We start from the raw sequence: 18436 nt of genomic DNA, 5'->3' as shown, positions 1-18436 counted from the left end.
GCTCTTTCATCAGGATGCAAACATGCAGGTAGAAAGCTTTTTCGAATGGCTGGGCCAGGCGCTCGGCTCGATCATCCGCTTCATCGTCGACGGCCTGAGCGGCCTGTTCAACGTGCTGAGCCATGCTGGCGGCAACTTCGTCGACGGGCTGGCGAAGGCCCTGGGCATGGACACTTCGATCATCAGCATCATCGCGCTGATCGTCGGCCTGATGCTGCTGTGGTCGGCGATTCGCGCCTTCATGAATGCGTCGATCATTGCCGGGATCATCTGGCTGCTGCTGGGTCTGTGGCTGCTGAGCTGGATCATTCACTGACACCTCCCGCTACAATGCCGCTCCCCAAGGAGCCCGCATGTCCAACCTGATCGCCGACTGGCGCGACCGCCCGACCCATCGCCGGGTCTGGGCCCTCGCCGCCCCCATGATCCTTTCCAACATTTCCGTGCCGCTGGTGGCGCTGGTCGACAGCACCGTCATCGGTCACCTGCCTCACGCCCATCAGTTGGGCGCGGTAGCGGTCGGGGCAAGCCTGTACACCGTGCTGGCCTGGGCCATGGGTTTCCTGCGCATGGGCACCACCGGGTTCGCCGCGCAGGCGGCCGGGCGCAGCGATGGTGCGGCGCTGCGGCAGATCCTGCTGCAAGGTCTGTTGCTGGCGATGGGGCTGGCGTTGCTGCTGGGAGCCGTGGGGGTGCCGCTGAGTGGCGTCGCCCTGCACTTCATGCAGCCATCGCCGGAGCTCAATCAGCTGACCCGCGATTTCTTCCACACCCGCCTGTTCGGCCTGCCGGCGGCGCTGGCAAGTTATGCACTGGTCGGCTGGTTCCTCGGCACCCAGAACGCCCGGGCGCCGCTGGCGATTCTGCTGACCACCAACCTGATCAACATCGTGCTGAACCTGTGGTTCGTCATCGGTCTTGACTGGGGCGTGGTCGGTTCGGCCCGGGCCTCGGTGGTCGCCGAATGGTGCGGCGCCCTGCTCGGCCTGGCGCTCACCCGCAAGGCCTTGCGCGCTTATCCCGGGCATATCGTCTGGGCGGCATTGAGGGTTTGGCAGAGCTGGCGGCCGCTGCTGGGGGTCAACCGCGACATCTTCATCCGCAGCCTGGCGCTGCAATCGGTGTTTTTCCTGATCACCGTACAAGGCGCACGGTTGGGTGACGCTACGGTCGCGGCCAATGCGCTGCTGCTCAATGGCCTGTTGTTGACCGCCCATGCGCTGGACGGTCTGGCCCACGCGGTCGAGGCCTTGTGCGGGCATGCCATCGGCGCTCGCGATCGTCTTGCGCTGCGTCGTTCGCTGGTGGTGGCCGGCGGCTGGTCGTTGCTGGCAAGCGTGGGTTTTGCTGCGCTGTTTCTTTTCGCCGGGCACTTGTTCATCGAAATGCAGACCGACATTCAGAGCGTGCGCGAAACCGCGTTCATCTATCTGCCTTATCTCGCCATGCTGCCGCTGATTGCGGTGTGGAGTTACTTGCTCGACGGCCTGTTCATCGGCGCCACCCGCGCCCGGGAAATGCGCAATGGCATGCTGTTGACGGTCGCTCTGCTGCTGCCCTTCGCCTGGGTGCTGAGCGGGCTGGGCAATCACGGCCTGTGGATATCTTTCCTGCTGTTCATGGTGCTGCGCAGCCTGACCCTCGGCACATTGGCCTGGCGATTGCGGCGCAACGACGGCTGGTTTGCCGGCGCAACTCACTGAGACGGCGTGTGCCGGATAAAACCGACAACCTGATCCAGTACCGGTGCCAGCCAACGTAATGGCCGAGACATTGTCGCCACCAGCGTCGCGTGGTTGGGCCGGGCATAGTACAAATCCTGTACCGGCACCCCGGCCTCGCGCAGGGTTTGCGCCAGGCCGCCGGTATTTCGGGTCGGATCGACCAGGCTGTCGCGGCTCGCGGCAATCAACAGTGCCGGTGGCGCGCCGTGGCTGACATGCCGAATCGGCTGCGATTGCGGCGGCGAATCCGGCCAGAAAAACACCGGGCGCACTTCGGGATTTTTGATCGGCAGAAAATCGTAAGGACCGGCCAGACCGATCCAGCCACTCAGGTCGGCGGGGGACATCCCGACCGCGCCCAGCAGTCGCGAGTCCAGCGCCAGCATCGATGCGTTGTAGGCCCCGGAGCTGTGTCCCATCAGGTACAGCCGCCGGGGATCGCCGGAATATTCATGGATATGGGCCTTGGTCCACGCAACGGCGCGGGCTCCGTCCTCGAGAAACAACGGATAACGCACCTGCGGGTACAACCGATAGTCCGCCACCACCGTCACGAAGCCCCGGGAGGCCAGCGCCTCGCCGACAAACCGGTAATCACCACGCTCGCCACTGTTCCAGCTGCCGCCATAGAAAAACACCACCACCGGGGCATCTTCGAGCAAATGGCGCGGCACGTAGACATCGAGCTTCTGACGCGGATCGTCTCCATAGGCAATGCTCGCGGCTTTGACGTAGCTACCGTCCGGTGTCAGGCCGTTCAGCATTTTCAGCGGCGAACAAGCACTGAGCAGCAACAGCAAGAAACCGGCAGGGACCGCGCAAAACCAATGCCGTAAAGAGTGGGCCATGCGCGCGAAACCTCGTCTCAGGGTGAATTGTTCTGCCAGCGGCGACGCAGATGATCGAGCCGCTCTTGCTGGGTCAACCCTTGTGGCGGCTGCTCCAGTTCTGCGCGCGGATGCAGCAAGCGTAGCCACAACCAGTCGTCCAGCACGGCCCGCTCGCTGAAACCCAATGTCAGGCCTTGTTCAACGTGGGAGCACAGCGTGCGGTAATCGGTTCCCGTCGATTGGCTCCAGCGCCAGATGTGTTGTTCCAGCAGGCAGCGATGCAGGCGCTCGCGTTGATGACGGGTCAGCCCCTGTTCAATCATCAGTGGCTCTACGTCCAGGCCCGGATTACGCAGCTGTTGCCAGCCCAGACTGCCGCTCGCCCGGTCAGCCCAGGTACCGCCGAACCAGCGCAGCCAGTTGATCGGTCCGAGCCAGCAGCTCAACTGACGAGCATCACAGGCGTCGAAAAAGTAGCTGGCGGTCTGCCGGTCGTAGTAATTGAGCAGCGCACGATGATTCAGGCCCACAGAGACTGTCAGCATCCGCTGCAAATGCGCACGCAGCGATTCGATCGTGGCATCGCTGCCCAGCAACAGCCCGCACCAGGTGTGCGGATCGGTGTGACACAACGCCGACAGCACCGGGCAATCGCGCAGATCGATCAACAACGGCCCCTGCTCGCTCACGGGCTGAAACTCCGTACCGTCAAACAGCTCAAGGCTCGGTACGCCGGAGAATGCCTGGCGCAAAACGCTCAACGCCTGCGGTGCATGCACGACATCCAGCAACAGCCATTGCGCACGCTGCCCCGGTGCCTTGCCGCTCATCGTCCGTCGCCAGGGCTGAGTCCGGCGACCAGCCGACAGCTGCAGACCGATTCCCGACAGTGCCGGTAGCTACCGCCCCCTGGCATCAGACATAACAGCAGCAAAGGCTCGCGCGCACTCAGCCATGGCGCCAGGCCTTCACTTGCCAGGGTGTCGGGCAGCGGCAGCGGCTCCTCATCCCCATGGACCTCGGCGGTTGCCGCCGGCTGTAGAACACCACTGATCACCGGCTGCTCGGGGTCGCCTTCGATAAAGCTCACGACCACCTCGACGCCTTCATGCAATGACCCCAATGCCGCATCCGCCAATGCGGGCGCCAAAGGCAGCCAACAGTGGCTGGGCGTCGCGCCTTCGCCCTGATAGAGCCAGTCGAACTGCACTGCGACCGGGCGCGAGCGATCAGGCTGAGGTTCATCGACCGCCACCACCCAGGCCCGCTGCAGGCTGCCCATACACAATACCGAACGTTCGACGACCGGTTCACACGCCTTCAAGTGCTTGGCGGCACAGAGGCGGTTGCTGTAGGAGGGTTCAAGCATCTGATCGGCGCGGTGCTCGATACGTGTCAATAGCCAGTGGGTGTCGCACTCTGCAAACGGCTGCGGGGACAAGCTCAGCCACCGACCGCAACGCAAGGTTGGCACGTCCGAATGCCCCTGCGCCGTCCGGGAACGCACTGAGGCTTCAGAGGCTCCGCTGGCTTGCTCTTGAATCAGCCAGCGGCGCACCGCCGGTGCCGACGCCTGAACATCGAATGGCACTTCCCCCGCTCGCGGCAACCGCGCCGGGTTGTCGCCGAACACCAGACAATGGCTCTCGCGCCCATGCTCGAAGTGATAGTGGATCCGCGACTGCGCGCACAGACGCTGCACCAGTTGCAGGTCTGATTCACCGTATTGAGTACAGAACCTGCGGGGCGGATGATCGGCCTGCAATTCGAACCGGCGCTGATGACCGGTAATGCCGTGCTCCCTGAGCACCTGATCGAGCATCTGTGGCACCGACCGGCCGCTGAAAATGCGCTGGCTATGGCGCAGCCCCAGACACCCCAGCTTCGGACCCAGCCGCGCCCGGCACAACCGGACGCCGTCGCCATGTTCATGCTGGACGAGACCCTGCAACTGTCCGTGCACCCCATTGCCAGGAGGCCCGAAGCACAGGCGTGCAGAGCGATACAACAGACCGGCAAGATCGAGATGAGGATCGTCGATCAACAGATCGACTTCGAACGAAAAAGGCTCGCTGATCGCCTCGCAACCGGTAAAAGCCAGGACTTCGAGGGGGGCGGACAGACCCGCGACATCGAGACGAAACGACGGCTCGTGGGCTGGATCGAACATGGGCGATTCTCTACAGGAGGGGCGGCCGGGGATTCTCGCCGAGAGCCAAGGCCGAGTAGAGAGCCGAAGTACAAATTAGGAAATGGCCTACGCGAAAAGCAGACGACGTCACTTTTCTCGCGTGGATGAAGGGCATTTCGCTAGAAAAAAAAGAGAAGTCGCATCAGGTCATCTGAAACTTCCGCTGCGTGCGGAACAATTTCAGACAACCTGATGGATTCGGAACCTGCCGTCAGGAAGACAGGTAGGAGGAGCGGGTCAGACCCAGGCGCAATGCATCGAGGAACTGGGTGCGCTCGCTGGCGCTGATGCGGGCACTGGCGCACTTGTCGCGGTAGTGGGTCATCAGCTCTTCCGGCGACAGGTGCACGTAGCGCAGCATGTCTTCGATGGTGTCGTGGGTTTCAATGCCGGCGTGGTACACGCTGCCGTCGGCGTTCTGGTAGATGTTCACCGAGTCGGTGTCACCGAACAGGTTGTGCATGTCGCCGAGGATTTCCTGATAGGCACCGACCAGGAACACGCCCAGCAGGTAGTCCTCACCGTCGTTCAGTCCGTGCACCGGCAGGCTGGTCTCGATGCTCTGCTCGTCGACGTACTGGTTGATCTTGCCGTCGGAGTCGCAGGTCAGATCCTGCAGTACCGCGCGACGCAGCGGCTCTTCGTCGAGACGGTGCAGCGGGATGATCGGCAGGACCTGATCGATCGCCCAGGTGTCCGGCAGGCTCTGGAATACCGAGAAGTTGCAGATGTACTTGTCGGCCAGCTTGTCGTTGAGTTCGTCCAGCACCTGGCGGTGCGAACGCTGACGGGCCTTCAGCGAGTTGTGCAGGCGACGGCACACGGCGAAGTAGCACTGCTCGGCCAGGGCTTTCTCGGCCAGGGTCAGCTTGCCGTCGGCGTACTGGGCCGCCACGTCGCTCATGTAGTGGGTGGCGCGCCAGTAGGTTTCGGTGACCATTTCGATATCGGTCGGGCCGAGCAGGTCAACCAGCCACTGCACGGTTTCCGGCAGCGCTTCCTTGTTCTCGATCTGCGGCACGTCGTCGTTGTGTTTCTCGACGTCGGTCACCTGCACCACCAGCATCGCGTGGTGCGCGGTCAGCGAACGGCCGCTCTCGGAGAAGATGTGCGGATGCGGCAGGCTCTGCGCATCGCAGAACTCCTTGAGCATGCCGACCACGACACCGGCGTAGTCATCCATGTCGTAGTTGATCGAGCTGGCGTTGCGCGAGTGGGTACCGTCGTAGTCCACACCCAGACCGCCACCGACGTCGATGTGATCGACCGGCAGACCGAGGTTGCGCAGCTCGCCGTAGTAACGGATCGCTTCCTTGAAGCCATGCTGGTAGTCGGCCAGGTTGGCGATCTGCGAACCCATGTGGAAGTGCAGCAGACGGATGCCCTGATCCAGACCCGCCGCGCGGAAACGCTCGACCACCGACAGCAGTTGCGCTGCCGACAGACCGAACTTGGATTTCTCGCCGCCGGTGTCCGCCCACTTCGACGAGGCCAGCGACGACAGGCGCACCCGCAGACCGACCTGTGGCTTGACCCGCAGCGAGGCGGCTTCTTCGATCACCAGACCGACTTCGGATTCTTTCTCGATCACGATGAACACGTTGTGACCGAGCTTCTGGCCCATCAGCGCCAGACGAATGAACTCGCGGTCCTTGTAACCGTTGCAGACGATGGTGCCGCCCTTCGGCGCCAGCGCCAGCACGGCCAGCAGTTCAGGCTTGGAGCCGGCTTCCAGACCGATGGAGACATTCTGGGTGGCAATGATGTTTTCGATCACCGCTTCCTGCTGGTTGACCTTGATCGGGTACAGCGCGGTGTATTTGCTCTGGTATTCCAGACGCTCGATGTTCGAGTCGAAAGCACCGGTCAGCTGACGCACGCGGTCTTGCAGGATGTCGGGGAAACGCACCAGCAACGGCAACGACAGGCCACTCTTGCGCAACTGGTCGACTTGTTCGAACAGATCGATAGGCGAGCTGCTCGGGCCGTTCGGACGAACTTCGACGCGACCGGCGTCATTGATCGCGAAATACCCGGCCCCCCAATGGCGAATCCCGTAAACACTGCGGCTGTCCGCAACTGTCCATTGGCTGCCATCGTCTTTGCGTGTGCGTCGTACGGACATCGAAGTCCCCTATAAAGAAGTCATAGTGCGTCGCCTGATTGCAGGCCGGCGCAGTCTAAAGAATGAAAATGACGGTTCGTCAGCGGGGCGGTAGACCGCGCTGACAGCGTTGAGTTTAGAAACCGGTCATGAACAGGCTCTGTGAAAACCATGGAGACGACGCCGGAACTGATGAGCATCAGAGCCGGATCAAGCCGCTGGTGGTTTTCACAGAGGCTGCTAGCCGCCGGACTTCTTCGCCTTGAAACCGTGCTTGACCAACTCGGCCAAGAGTAGCTCGACATGATCGCCCTGGATCTCGATGACCCCGTCTTTCAACGCACCGCCGGTGCCGCAACGTTTCTTCAACGTTGTCGCCAGCTCTTTGAGTGCGTCTTCAGCCAGGGGCACGCCGGTGATGGTGGTCACCGTCTTGCCGCCACGACCCTTGCTCTCGCGGCGTACGCGGGCAATGCCGTCGCCGGCCGGGATCACGGTTTGTCTGCAGATACAGGCGTCCACCGGTTTACTGCATTCCGGGCAATGACGACCTGCGTCGGTGGAAAATACCAGGCCGCCCAGGGCGGCGAAGGATGCGGCTTTTTTGGCCACCGGCAATCCTCTCGGGAGGACAAAGACTGATCGCAGCCTTGGGCAAGGCTATCGACCGCGAAGCCCCACTCAGGCAGGGGCAGCGCTACTGCACCGGTTGCTCCTGTAAAGCAGGCCGGCACAGCTTGAAAAGGTCGCGCAGTGTAACGGCAAAAACGCCGATTGCTAAGTGCCAATCGGCGCCAATTTATGAGTTCTTTGCGACGTCGCTTCGTTGAGCCTTCAGATAGCGCTTCAAGGCTGCCAGAGAGTCCGGGCAATAAGGCTTGTGCTCGATTTCCAGCATCACCTGATCGACCGGAATGAAGCGTGCTTCGAGCACTTCTTCCGGCTGCAGGATCAGTGGCCCGTCCCACACCGCCGAGAACGCCGAACACCACAGTCGATTGCCGGGGTCCTCGAAGTAGAAATGGTCGTGGGCGGTCAGTTCGACACCGCTCACCCCCAACTCTTCTTCCAGCTCACGGGCCGCCGACTCGGCGTAGGTCTCGTTCGCCTGCACCATGCCGCCGGCCGCCACATCCCAGTAGCCGGGATAAATGGCTTTGCTCAGGGTCCGCCGATGGACACAGAGTTCACCGGCGGAGTTGAACAGCATGATATAGGTGCCGCGCCCGATCAGCCCGCGCTCGCGCAAGTCGGAACGGACAAGGGATCCGAGCAGGTTGTCCTGCTCGTCGACCCAGGCGATCTGTTCGGCGTCCGAGGCGGCGCGGTGGGCCGCCTCTCTGGCGTTGTCGCTCATGACTCAGCCCTGGTTGAGCAGTTGACGAAGATCGATCACGGCGGCGTTGGCCCGGGAAATATAGTTGGCCATCACCAGCGAGTGGTTGGCCAGAATGCCGAAACCGCTGCCATTGAGAATCATCGGGCTCCAGACGGTTTCCTGGGAAGCCTCCAGCTCACGGATGATCTGACGCACGCTGACCGTGGCGTTCTTCTTCGCCAGCACGTCGGCGAAGTCGACTTCGATGGCCCGCAGCAGGTGCGACAGCGCCCAGGCCTGGCCACGGGCTTCATAGAACACGTTGTCGATCTGCATCCACGGGGTCTCGACGACTTCCTCGTCAACCTGCGGCACTTCACCCACCGCCGGGACTTCGGTTTTCAGCGCTGTGTTCAGTTTGACGCGACCGACACTGGCCGACAGCCGTTGCGACAGCGAACCGAGACGAGTACCGACGTCGCCCAGCCAGTTGTTCAGGTTGTCGGCACGGGCGTAGAACAAGGCGTTTTTCTGGGTCGGGTCAGACAGGCGTGCCTGATAACGGCTCAGGGAGTTGATGCCTTCCTGGTATTCCGACTCGCTGGACGGCAGGATCCAGCTCTTGTTGTCGAAGTTGAAGCGCGGCTCGGCCTTGGCCAGATCAGCGTCTTCAGCCGATTGCGACTGCGAGCGGGCGAAGTCCTTGCGCAAGGCACGGGTCAGGTCACGCACCTGGACCAGCACGCCATATTCCCAGCTCGGCATGTTGTCCATCCACAGGCCCGGCGGGAAGCGGTCGTTGGAAATGTAGCCGCCCGGTTTGTTAAGCAAGGTGCCGGCGACAGTCTTGAGGGTTTCGACGGTGGTGTAGCCGACCACCATCTGCTTGCCTTCCTTCTCGGCGGCCAACTGGGCGTTCTGCGCCACGGGGAACAGGGCCGGCTCTTCGCTCCAGTACCAGCCAAGGGCGATGGTCACCAACAGGTAAATACCAACCAGCGTGGCCAGCGCGCGGCTGAACAACAGGCCGCCCACATAGCTGCGGGCGGCGGATTTCGGCTCGGCGGCACGTTCGGGCGCGCTGCCCGCGCGATTCTTCCAGTCCAGCATGGCGATATCCTTTCAATCTTGGGTTCAACGGTTCGACAGCAACCATACAACAACGTGCCTCTGCCCCGCACCCGTGAATAATGACAGGCGGTGACGCTTCAGAACCGATTCCGGCAGCTAAGGGATTCCCTGATACGCCTCGCCCCGAAAAACTCTTGTCGACGGGAACGGAAAAAATCGTGAATCACCGGATATCAGCTTCTCGCCAGCAACAAAACCGGATCTGCGGATTGCCACGCGACGCCCTGTTCACGGGGGTATTCCCGACGAGCGGGTTCGAATTGAAACCCCATGGTCACAAACTGAATGGTGACGCACCGCAGATTATTGACGTACGACACTCATGTAACCGGAAAGAGGTGCTAGCATAGAGCCACCAGTCGATCTCAGCATGCACCCTAACTAGTAGTCAGGATATGACCGAGCCAGAAGACCCCAGCCGTGAGCGCCTCAAGCACCACTTTGCCCAGCGGGTAATTCATCAGGCACGTCAGATTCTTGAGATATGGCAGCGCCTGCAACGCAGTGAGTGGTCCACTGCCGACCTCGCCGAACTGAGCGAGGCCAATTTGCGCCTGCTGCGTTTTGCCGAGCGCTTCGAACAGCCCGAGCACACCCAACTGGCTCACCACATCAGCCAGTCGCTGGAAGCGGTGGATGCCAATCGCGGGCGCCTGAGCAGCGGCCTGATCACCGACCTCAACCGTTTGATGCAGCGTTTGTCGCGCACTGGCCTGCGCCATGGCGATCAGCTCGACCAGACCTTTCTGCCGCCCCTGCGCAAGCCGATCTACGTGATGCTTCAGGATCACGACCGCGCCGAGCGGCTGGCCAAGCAACTTGAGTTTTTCGGTCTCAGCGCCCAGGCGCTGGACAGTGTGTCGGCGTTTCGCTCCTCGATGGTCGAGCGTCTGCCGGCCGCCATCGTCATGGACGTGGACTTCAGCGGCGCCGGTGTTGGCCTGAAACTCGCGGCCGAAGCCCAGCAAGGCCTGGAAGAACCGTTGCCACTGCTGTTCTTCAGCCTGCACGAAACCGACACCCCGACCCGCCTCGCCGCCGTGCGCGCCGGCGGTCAGGAATTCCTCACCGGCACCCTCGAAGCCTCGAGCCTGCTGGAGAAAATCGAAGTCCTGACCTGCGTCGCCCAGTACGAACCTTATAAAGTGCTGATCATCGACGACTCCCGCGCCCAGGCAATGCACACCGAACGTCTGCTCAACAGCGCCGGGATCGTCACCCGCACGCTGATCGAGCCGATTCAGGCCATGGCCGAACTGGCGGATTTCCAGCCGGACCTGATCATCCTCGACATGTACATGCCGGCCTGCACCGGCACCGAGCTGGCCAAGGTCATCCGTCACAACGACCGCTATGTCAGCGTGCCGATCATTTATCTGTCGGCCGAAGACGACCTGGACAAGCAGCTCGACGCCATGAGCGAGGGCGGCGACGACTTCCTGACCAAGCCGATCAAACCGCGCCACCTGATCACCACCGTACGCAACCGCGCGGCGCGGGCACGCAACCTCAAGGCACGGATGGTGCGCGACAGCCTCACCGGCCTGTACAACCACACACACATCCTGCAACTGCTTGAAGACTGCTCGTTCCGCGCCCGCCGCGAAAACAAGCCGCTGAGTTTTGCGATGCTCGACATTGACCACTTCAAACGGGTCAACGACAGCCATGGCCACCCCATGGGCGACCGGGTGATCAAGAGCTTGGCGCTGTTCCTCAAGCAGCGTCTGCGCAAGACCGACTTCATCGGCCGTTACGGCGGCGAAGAATTCGCCATCGTCATGCCCGACACCGATATAGAAGCGGCGCACAAAGTGCTCGACGAAATCCGCCAGCGCTTCGCCGAAATCCATTACCCGGCCCAGCCGCAGGATCTGTGGTGCACGTTCAGTGCCGGGGTGGTGGAGATGCACGACGACTCCGACAGCCTGATGATGGCCAGCCAGGCCGACGAGGCGCTGTACCGCGCCAAGGGTGAAGGCCGCAATCGGGTGCAGACCGCGCGGGACTCAAAGCAAAGTGCCACTTTTTCACCGGAATCCACCGATTCGGTCATAACCCTGTAACAGAACCGCAATAAATTCAGGCGCTTACCATTACTGCCGTTGGTAGCCGTCATGCGCCTGAAGTTGCTCACCAATCTCAATACGCTGTTGCTGGTCGCCGTCTGCGTGGCCCTCGGCGCCACGCTCTGGTGGTCGCAAAAAGCCCTCGAACGCCCGTATCTGTTGATGGAGCGCTACCTCGGGTTGTCGCAGCAATTTCAGAATGAAGTCGCGCGCAACGTCGAAGACTACCTCGGCAGCGGCGATGCCCTGCGCCTGAGCAGTGCCAGCCAGGCCATCGACAGCCTGCAGAAAGAACTCGGCGAGCTGCCACCGGCGCTGGCCGAAACGCTGCGTCCGAGCTTGTCGGGCCTCGAAGAATTCAGTAAGACCGACCTCCTCGCTGCCGGCAAACTGGCCGGCGATCCGCAAGCCTTGCTGTTGCAAGCCGAACGGGAACTGAGTGCCAGCCTCGATCAGCTCAGCACTTATGCCGGTGGCAACGTGGCGTACCTGACACCGTTGCTCGCCGCGTCTCAGCATTTGGGCAAGCTGTCGCTGGCCAGGGACAAACTGGTCAGCAGTGGGCGCAGCGAGCTGGCCGCCGATGTCGAACGCGAGGTCAGCAACATCCGCACCCAGGCTCAGGCAATCGATACCCTGCCCTTGCTCGGCGTGGTCGCCAGCAGCGAATCCGGCAGCGACGATTTCGCCTCTATGATGGGCATTGAAAGCACTGAAAAGGCCGTCGCCGAAGACGCTGGCGTAGGCCTCAAACGCGACCTCAACAGTTTGCTCAATCGCTACCCGGCCGAACTGGCACGTACCCGCGACCAGATCCAGAAACGCACCGACCTCAGCACTGCGACCCACCAGAAAATCGCCGCCGTGCAACAAGCCATCGCCGGGCTCGAACCCGTGGTGCGCGCCCAGCATGGCCAGATCCAGAGCGAAGTGCGCCTGATGCAAGGCGTGATGATCGGCCTGATCCTGTTGATCGCCCTGCTGATCGACACCCTGCAGCGACGCCTGGCCCGTACCCTGACCAACCTCGCCCCAGCCCTTTCGACCTGGGCCGAAGGCGACTTCAGCCGCGACATCCATCTGGGCAAGACCAACCGCGAATTGCACGACATCGAAGCCTCGCTCAATCGCCTGCGTGCCTATCTGGTGGATCTGGTCGGGACCATTCGTGGCAATGCCGAACAAGTGGCGGGCAGCAGCCGAACCCTGGCCGAACTGAGCAACGACCTGCACAGCGGCGCCGAACATCAGGCCGGCGATACAGCGCTGATCCGCGACTCCCTGAGCGAACTGGAAGCGACCATCCAGCAAGTGGCCGGCGATGCGCGTCAGGCTGCGGACGCCAGTCATCACGCGGGCCAGGCTGTCGAACATGGGCAAAAAGTCATCGGCCTGAGCCTCACCGGCCTGCATGCACTGGTAGAAGAGGTGCAAGGCAACGCGCAGATGATCGAGCATCTGGCCGAAGAGTCGGCCACAATCGGTGGCGTACTGACGGTGATCCGCTCGATTGCCGATCAGACCAACCTGCTGGCACTGAACGCGGCGATCGAGGCCGCCCGCGCCGGGGAAATGGGTCGTGGTTTTGCCGTGGTGGCCGAGGAAGTCCGCTCACTGGCACAACGCACCGCCGGCGCCACAGCGGAAATCCAGACCTTGATCGCCGGCCTGCAAACCGCCGCCCGACAATCGGTCGAAGGCATGCGCGCCCAGGTTGAACACGCCGAAGCCACGGCCAATCAGGCGCAATCGGCGGACGGTGCGCTGGACAAGATCGTCGGCGCAATCCAGACCATTTCCGACACGGCGGTGCGCATTGCCGATGTCACCGCGCAGCAAAGCGGCGCGGTCAGCGAAATCCGCGATCACAGCGAACGGATTCACCAATTGGGTGGGGATAACCTGCTGCGCATCGGTGAAGGACGCGAACAGGGGGAGAATCTGCTGGTATTGGGTGGGCAACTGCATACAGCGGTGCAGGCATTCCGCGTCTGATCGCGATTGTGCCGGGTTTGGCGGTGTGAATGACCGGATCTGATCACTCAGTCACATATTTCGCGCAAACATCGGAGATCGTGCTGGCTATTGCAGAGAACTGGACAGTCACAAAGTCTTTGCGGCATAGTCGCCGGGTTCTGACGAGGCTCACCCATAACAAGGAACACGCAGATGGCAACGCTACTGGTGCTGCACGGCCCCAACCTGAACCTGCTCGGCACCCGGGAACCCGGGACCTACGGGTCGACCACCCTGGCGCAGATCAATCAGGATCTGGAACGCCGCGCCCGTGAAGCCGGCCATCATCTGCTGCACCTGCAGAGCAACGCCGAGTACGAATTGATTGACCGTATCCATGCCGCGCGCAGCGAAGGCGTGGACTTCATACTTATCAATCCGGCAGCTTTTACGCACACAAGTGTCGCATTACGTGACGCGCTGCTGGGAGTGAGCATCCCATTCATCGAAGTGCATTTGTCCAACGTGCACAAACGCGAACCTTTCCGCCATCACTCTTACTTCTCCGACGTAGCGGTGGGAGTGATCTGCGGCCTTGGCGCCAGCGGTTACCGACTGGCCCTGGAGGCTGCACTAGAGCAGCTTGAACAACAAGCTATACGCCCCTGACCGACCCTTGGGAGTTGATGATTCATGGATATCCGTAAAGTTAAGAAACTGATCGAATTGCTGGAAGAGTCCGGCATCGACGAGCTCGAGATCAAGGAAGGCGAAGAGTCCGTACGCATCAGCCGTCACAGCAAGACCCCGGCGCAGCAGTACTACGCACCGGCTCCGATGCAGGCTCCGGCCGCTGCACCTGCCGCCGCTGCCGCTCCGGTTGCTGCTGCAGCCGCTCCAGCGGCCGCTGCTGCTCCAGCGCTGAACGGCACCGTTGCCCGTTCGCCGATGGTCGGCACCTTCTATCGCAAATCTTCGCCAACCTCGCCGTCCTTCGTTGAAGTCGGCCAGACCGTGAAGAAAGGCGACACCCTGTGCATCGTCGAAGCCATGAAGATGATGAACCACATCGAAGCTGAAACCAGCGGTGTGATCGAGTCCATCCTCGTCGAAGACGGCCAGCCGGTTGAGTACGACCAACCGCTGTTCACCATCGTTTGAACTGCGGAGAGCCTTTGATGACTGCGAAGTTGGAAAAAGTTCTGATCGCTAACCGCGGTGAGATCGCCCTGCGGATTCTGCGTGCCTGCAAAGAGATGGGCATCAAGACCGTCGCCGTTTACTCCAAGGCCGACAAAGAGCTGATGCACCTGGGTCTGGCAGACGAATCCGTCTGCATCGGCCCGGCTTCTGCCGCGCACTCGTACCTGCACATCCCGGCAATCATCGCGGCCGCTGAAGTGACTGGCGCTACCGCCATTCACCCAGGCTACGGTTTCCTTGCGGAAAACGCCGACTTTGCCGAGCAGGTCGAGAATTCCGGCTTCGCTTTCATCGGCCCGAAAGCCGAGACCATTCGCCTGATGGGCGACAAGGTATCGGCCAAGCACGCGATGATCGAAGCGGGCGTTCCAACCGTTCCAGGCTCTGACGGCCCGTTGCCGGAAGACGAAGAAACGGCGCTGCGCATCGGTCGCGAAGTCGGCTATCCGGTGATCATCAAGGCCGCCGGCGGCGGTGGTGGTCGCGGCATGCGCGTGGTGCACAAGGAAGAAGACCTGATCGCCTCGGCCAAACTGACCCGCTCCGAAGCTGGCGCGGCGTTCGGCAACCCGATGGTCTATCTGGAAAAATTCCTGACCAACCCGCGTCACGTCGAAGTGCAGGTGCTGTCCGACGGCCAGGGCAACGCCATCCATCTGGGCGACCGTGACTGCTCGCTGCAGCGCCGCCACCAGAAGGTTCTCGAAGAAGCGCCGGCACCGGGCATCGACGAGAACGCGCGCAAGGAAGTCCTCGCTCGCTGCGTCAAGGCGTGCATCGACATCGGCTACCGTGGCGCCGGCACCTTCGAGTTCCTGTACGAGAACGGTCGTTTCTACTTCATCGAAATGAACACTCGTGTTCAGGTGGAGCACCCGGTTTCGGAAATGGTCACCGGTATCGACATCGTCAAGGAGATGCTCAGCATCGCCGCTGGCAACAAGCTGTCGTTCACTCAGGATGACGTGGTTATCCGCGGTCACTCGCTGGAATGCCGGATCAACGCTGAAGACCCGAAAACCTTCATGCCGAGCCCGGGTACCGTCAAGCATTTCCACGCGCCAGGCGGTAACGGCGTTCGCGTCGACTCGCACCTGTACAGCGGTTATGCGGTTCCGCCGAACTACGACTCGCTGATCGGCAAGCTGATCACTTACGGCGCCACCCGCGACGAAGCCATGGCACGCATGCGCAACGCCCTGGACGAAATCGTGGTTGACGGGATCAAGACCAATATCCCGCTGCACCGTGATCTGACCCGCGACGAAGGCTTCTGCAAAGGGGGCGTGAACATTCACTACCTCGAGCACAAGCTGGCTGGCGACAAGCACTAAGCTCAAGCCCGCACATGACAAGGCCGCCTTCGGGCGGCCTTGTTGTTTCTGGAGATTGCAAAAAAACCAGTGGGAGCGAGCTTGCTCGCGAAGGCGGCGCGTCGGTCAGCATCAAAGTGACTGGCAATCCGCTTTCGCGAGCAAGCTCGCTCCCACAAAAGCCTTGAGCTCGCGTAAACTTGCGCGCTTCTCGCAGGCCGCTAGGCTGCAATCAATCTTTTTCACAGGTGCCCGCCATGCCTTGGCTGCAAGTCCGTCTCGCCATCAGCCCAGAACAAGCCGAAACCTACGAAGACGCTTTCCTTGAAGTGGGCGCCGTTTCGGTGACCTTCATGGACGCCGAAGATCAGCCGATCTTCGAACCGGAACTCAATACCACCCCGCTGTGGGCGCACACCCACCTGCTGGCCCTGTTCGAGGGTGGCACCGAAGCCGCCCCGGTACTGGCCCATCTGGAACTGCTGACCGGCAGCCCGCTGCCCGAGCATCACAGCGAAGTCATCGAAGACCAGGACTGGGAACGCAGCTGGATGGATGGTTTCCAGCCGATGCAATTCGGCCAGCGCCTGTGGATCGTGCCGAGCTGGCACGCCGCGCCGCAGCCTGACGCGGTCAACCTGCTGCTGGATCCGGGCCTGGCGTTCGGCACCGGCACCCACCCGACCACCGCCCTGTGCCTGGAATGGCTGGACGGCCAGGATCTGAAAGACTGCAACGTGCTGGACTTCGGTTGCGGCTCGGGGATTCTGGCCATTGCCGCCCTGCTGCTCGGCGCGAAAGAAGCCGTCGGTACCGACATCGACGTGCAGGCGCTGGAAGCTTCCCGCGACAACGCCGGTCGCAACGGCATTGCCGACGATCTGTTCCCGCTGTATCTGCCGGAAGATCTGCCACAGGTCAAAGCCGATGTGCTGGTGGCCAACATTCTGGCCGGCCCGCTGGTTTCCCTGGCGCCGCAACTGTCTGGTCTGGTCAAGTCCGGTGGCCGTCTGGCGCTGTCCGGGATCCTCGCCGAACAGGGCGAAGAAGTCGCCGCCGCCTACGCGCAGGACTTCGATCTTGACCCGATCGCCAATCGTGATGGCTGGGTGCGCATCACTGGCCGTCGGCGCTAGAATGACCGCCTGCTCAATCCGGATCGCCGCATGACCGACAGCTTCGTCACCCAGTGCCCGCATTGCCAAACCAGTTTCCGCGTCAGCCACACTCAGTTGAGCGTGGCCCGCGGGGTGGTTCGTTGCGGCTCCTGCCTGCAAGTGTTCAACGCCGCCAAACAGCTGCTTGAGCAACGCGCAGGCAAGGAAGCAGTCACGCCGGTAGCGCCAGCCATTGTCGAACCGGCACCGGTTATCGAAGCGCCGGTCGTCGCCAGACAACCGGAGCCAATCGAAGCACCCGAACCTCGCGCCATCAGCCAGAAGCAGTGGAGCGCGGCCGAGCTCGATCTCGACAGCCTCGATCTGGACGAAGAACTGGCCCGCCTCGAGCAGCGGGAAATTCAGCCGACCACCGAATTCGGCCGTGCACGCGAGGAATCCCTCAGTGCTCGCCGCGACAGCCATGAGCCGGAAGACGAGCCGTGGTCAGGCAGCCTGTTCAGCGAACCGGCGGACGAGCGGACAATCGGGCCTGAACACACGGCCGAAACGGTCGATTTCGAACCGGTGAAACCGGAACGCACCGAGCCTTCGCTGTCGCTGGAACCGGTAGACCTCGACGACGAGCCTCCCATTCCGCAACTGCGCCTGCACGATCCGATCGATCCTTCCGCCCGCCATGAGCGCCTGTCGGCCAGCGATGACGTCGACGACGATCTGCCTGCAATCGAACCTCCACGCAAAAAGCGCGAACGTGACGAACCCGGCGTGCGCGCCGAGGTTCTGCAGGACCTGACCGACGATCCGTTGCAGCTGGACTGGCAAAAACGCCGCTCGCCCTGGGGCCGACGCCTGCTGTGGCTGGTGCTGGTGCTGCTCGCCGCCGCCGGTCTCGCCGGCCAGTACATCGCCTATCACTTCGACGAACTGGCCCGCCAGGACCAGTACCGCCCATGGTTCCAGCAACTGTGCCCGCAGATCGGCTGCACGGTGCCGTCCAAGGTCGATATCGCCAAGATCAAGAGCAGCAACCTGGTGGTGCGCAGCCACCCGGAATTCAGCGGCGCACTGGTGGTGGACGCGATCATTTACAACCGCGCCCCGTTCTCGCAACCGTTTCCGCTGCTGGAGTTGCGCTTTGCCGACCTCAACGGCCACCTGATCGCCAGTCGCCGATTCAAACCCGGTGAATACCTCAACGGCGATCTCGAGGGCATGGCGGAAATGCCGCCGCAGACTCCCATCCACATCGCTCTGGACATCCTCGATCCGGGACCGAAAGCGGTGAACTACAGTCTGAGTTTCCACTCCCCCGAGTGAAACACTTCACCGCTCCAGGATTGACGGCAGTTTTCTGACTTTGCCCTGCGCGACCAAACCGCAGGCAATAACGAAATGACTGTTCAGATTTTGTTCAATTCAGCCTTTATCCAGTCATCGAGAGCGGGTATCATGCCAACCCTTTTTCGAACTCTCATG

Annotated in this window: 16 protein-coding genes; 9 read left to right on the top strand and 7 right to left on the bottom strand. The window is 61.9% G+C overall.

All coding sequences use genetic code 11. From position 1 onward, the window contains the following. Positions 1 to 22 precede the first annotated feature (22 nt). Positions 23 to 316 (top strand): hypothetical protein, encoded by a 294-nt coding sequence (locus CAG02_RS17545; protein WP_085711241.1) that lies wholly within the window; start codon positions 23 to 25, stop codon positions 314 to 316. Positions 317 to 353: 37 nt separating this feature from the next. After that, the gene (locus tag CAG02_RS17540; protein ID WP_085711240.1) at positions 354 to 1703 is read left to right on the top strand and encodes an MATE family efflux transporter; all 1350 of its coding nucleotides are present in this window, start codon (positions 354 to 356) and stop codon (positions 1701 to 1703) included. Here CAG02_RS17540 and CAG02_RS17535 read toward each other — a convergent pair. From CAG02_RS17535 to CAG02_RS17505, 7 genes are all read right to left on the bottom strand, one after another. Continuing rightward, a complete protein-coding gene (locus tag CAG02_RS17535; RefSeq protein ID WP_085711239.1) occupies positions 1697 to 2572 on the bottom strand; it encodes an alpha/beta hydrolase in 876 nt (291 codons plus the stop codon). The two genes, CAG02_RS17540 and CAG02_RS17535, sit on opposite strands and share 7 nt — an antisense overlap. Before the next feature lie 17 nt (positions 2573 to 2589). Then, the gene (locus tag CAG02_RS17530) at positions 2590 to 3384 is read right to left on the bottom strand and encodes a DUF4123 domain-containing protein (protein ID WP_085711238.1); all 795 of its coding nucleotides are present in this window, start codon (positions 3382 to 3384) and stop codon (positions 2590 to 2592) included. Then, entirely contained in the window at positions 3381 to 4724 is a 1344-nt protein-coding gene (locus CAG02_RS17525; protein WP_085711237.1) for a type VI secretion system Vgr family protein, read from the bottom strand. Before CAG02_RS17525 ends, CAG02_RS17530 begins: the two co-directional genes overlap by 4 nt. A gap of 232 nt (positions 4725 to 4956) precedes the next feature. Further along, the gene (gene speA, locus CAG02_RS17520; RefSeq protein ID WP_085711236.1) at positions 4957 to 6870 is read right to left on the bottom strand and encodes an arginine decarboxylase; all 1914 of its coding nucleotides are present in this window, start codon (positions 6868 to 6870) and stop codon (positions 4957 to 4959) included. Positions 6871 to 7089: 219 nt separating this feature from the next. Beyond that, entirely contained in the window at positions 7090 to 7461 is a 372-nt protein-coding gene (locus CAG02_RS17515) for a translation initiation factor Sui1 (RefSeq protein WP_065260252.1), read from the bottom strand. Between the two features lie 187 nt (positions 7462 to 7648). Continuing rightward, entirely contained in the window at positions 7649 to 8206 is a 558-nt protein-coding gene (locus CAG02_RS17510) for an NUDIX hydrolase (RefSeq protein WP_085711235.1), read from the bottom strand. 3 nt (positions 8207 to 8209) lie between these two features. Next, on the bottom strand, positions 8210 to 9277 hold the full coding sequence (locus CAG02_RS17505) for a DUF2333 family protein (protein WP_085711234.1): 1068 nt from the start codon (positions 9275 to 9277) through the stop codon (positions 8210 to 8212). Positions 9278 to 9693: 416 nt separating this feature from the next. On the opposite strand from CAG02_RS17505, the gene gcbA reads away from it, so the two are divergent. From gcbA to CAG02_RS17470, 7 genes are all read left to right on the top strand, one after another. Continuing rightward, positions 9694 to 11364 (top strand): diguanylate cyclase GcbA, encoded by a 1671-nt coding sequence (gcbA, locus tag CAG02_RS17500; protein ID WP_085711233.1) that lies wholly within the window; start codon positions 9694 to 9696, stop codon positions 11362 to 11364. Positions 11365 to 12813: 1449 nt separating this feature from the next. After that, the gene (locus tag CAG02_RS30270; RefSeq protein WP_371320910.1) at positions 12814 to 13362 is read left to right on the top strand and encodes a methyl-accepting chemotaxis protein; all 549 of its coding nucleotides are present in this window, start codon (positions 12814 to 12816) and stop codon (positions 13360 to 13362) included. Positions 13363 to 13536: 174 nt separating this feature from the next. Next, positions 13537 to 13992, top strand: coding sequence for a type II 3-dehydroquinate dehydratase (aroQ, locus tag CAG02_RS17490; RefSeq protein WP_065260261.1), 456 nt, complete (start codon positions 13537 to 13539; stop codon positions 13990 to 13992). 24 nt (positions 13993 to 14016) lie between these two features. Further along, on the top strand, positions 14017 to 14484 hold the full coding sequence (gene accB / locus CAG02_RS17485) for an acetyl-CoA carboxylase biotin carboxyl carrier protein (protein WP_007951023.1): 468 nt from the start codon (positions 14017 to 14019) through the stop codon (positions 14482 to 14484). Positions 14485 to 14501: 17 nt separating this feature from the next. Continuing rightward, a complete protein-coding gene (accC, locus tag CAG02_RS17480) occupies positions 14502 to 15860 on the top strand; it encodes an acetyl-CoA carboxylase biotin carboxylase subunit (protein ID WP_085711231.1) in 1359 nt (452 codons plus the stop codon). Positions 15861 to 16096: 236 nt separating this feature from the next. Next, the gene (prmA, locus tag CAG02_RS17475; RefSeq protein ID WP_085711230.1) at positions 16097 to 16975 is read left to right on the top strand and encodes a 50S ribosomal protein L11 methyltransferase; all 879 of its coding nucleotides are present in this window, start codon (positions 16097 to 16099) and stop codon (positions 16973 to 16975) included. A gap of 30 nt (positions 16976 to 17005) precedes the next feature. After that, positions 17006 to 18277, top strand: a complete 1272-nt coding sequence (locus CAG02_RS17470) for a DUF3426 domain-containing protein (protein ID WP_085711229.1) — start codon at positions 17006 to 17008, stop codon at positions 18275 to 18277. Positions 18278 to 18436 lie beyond the last annotated feature (159 nt).

This window comes from Pseudomonas sp. R43(2017), from assembly GCF_002112345.1.
GTDB lineage: Bacteria > Pseudomonadota > Gammaproteobacteria > Pseudomonadales > Pseudomonadaceae > Aquipseudomonas > Aquipseudomonas kribbensis.
The sequence above is the reverse complement of the archived record's forward strand: the minus strand, read 5'-3'. Positions and strand labels throughout refer to the sequence as shown.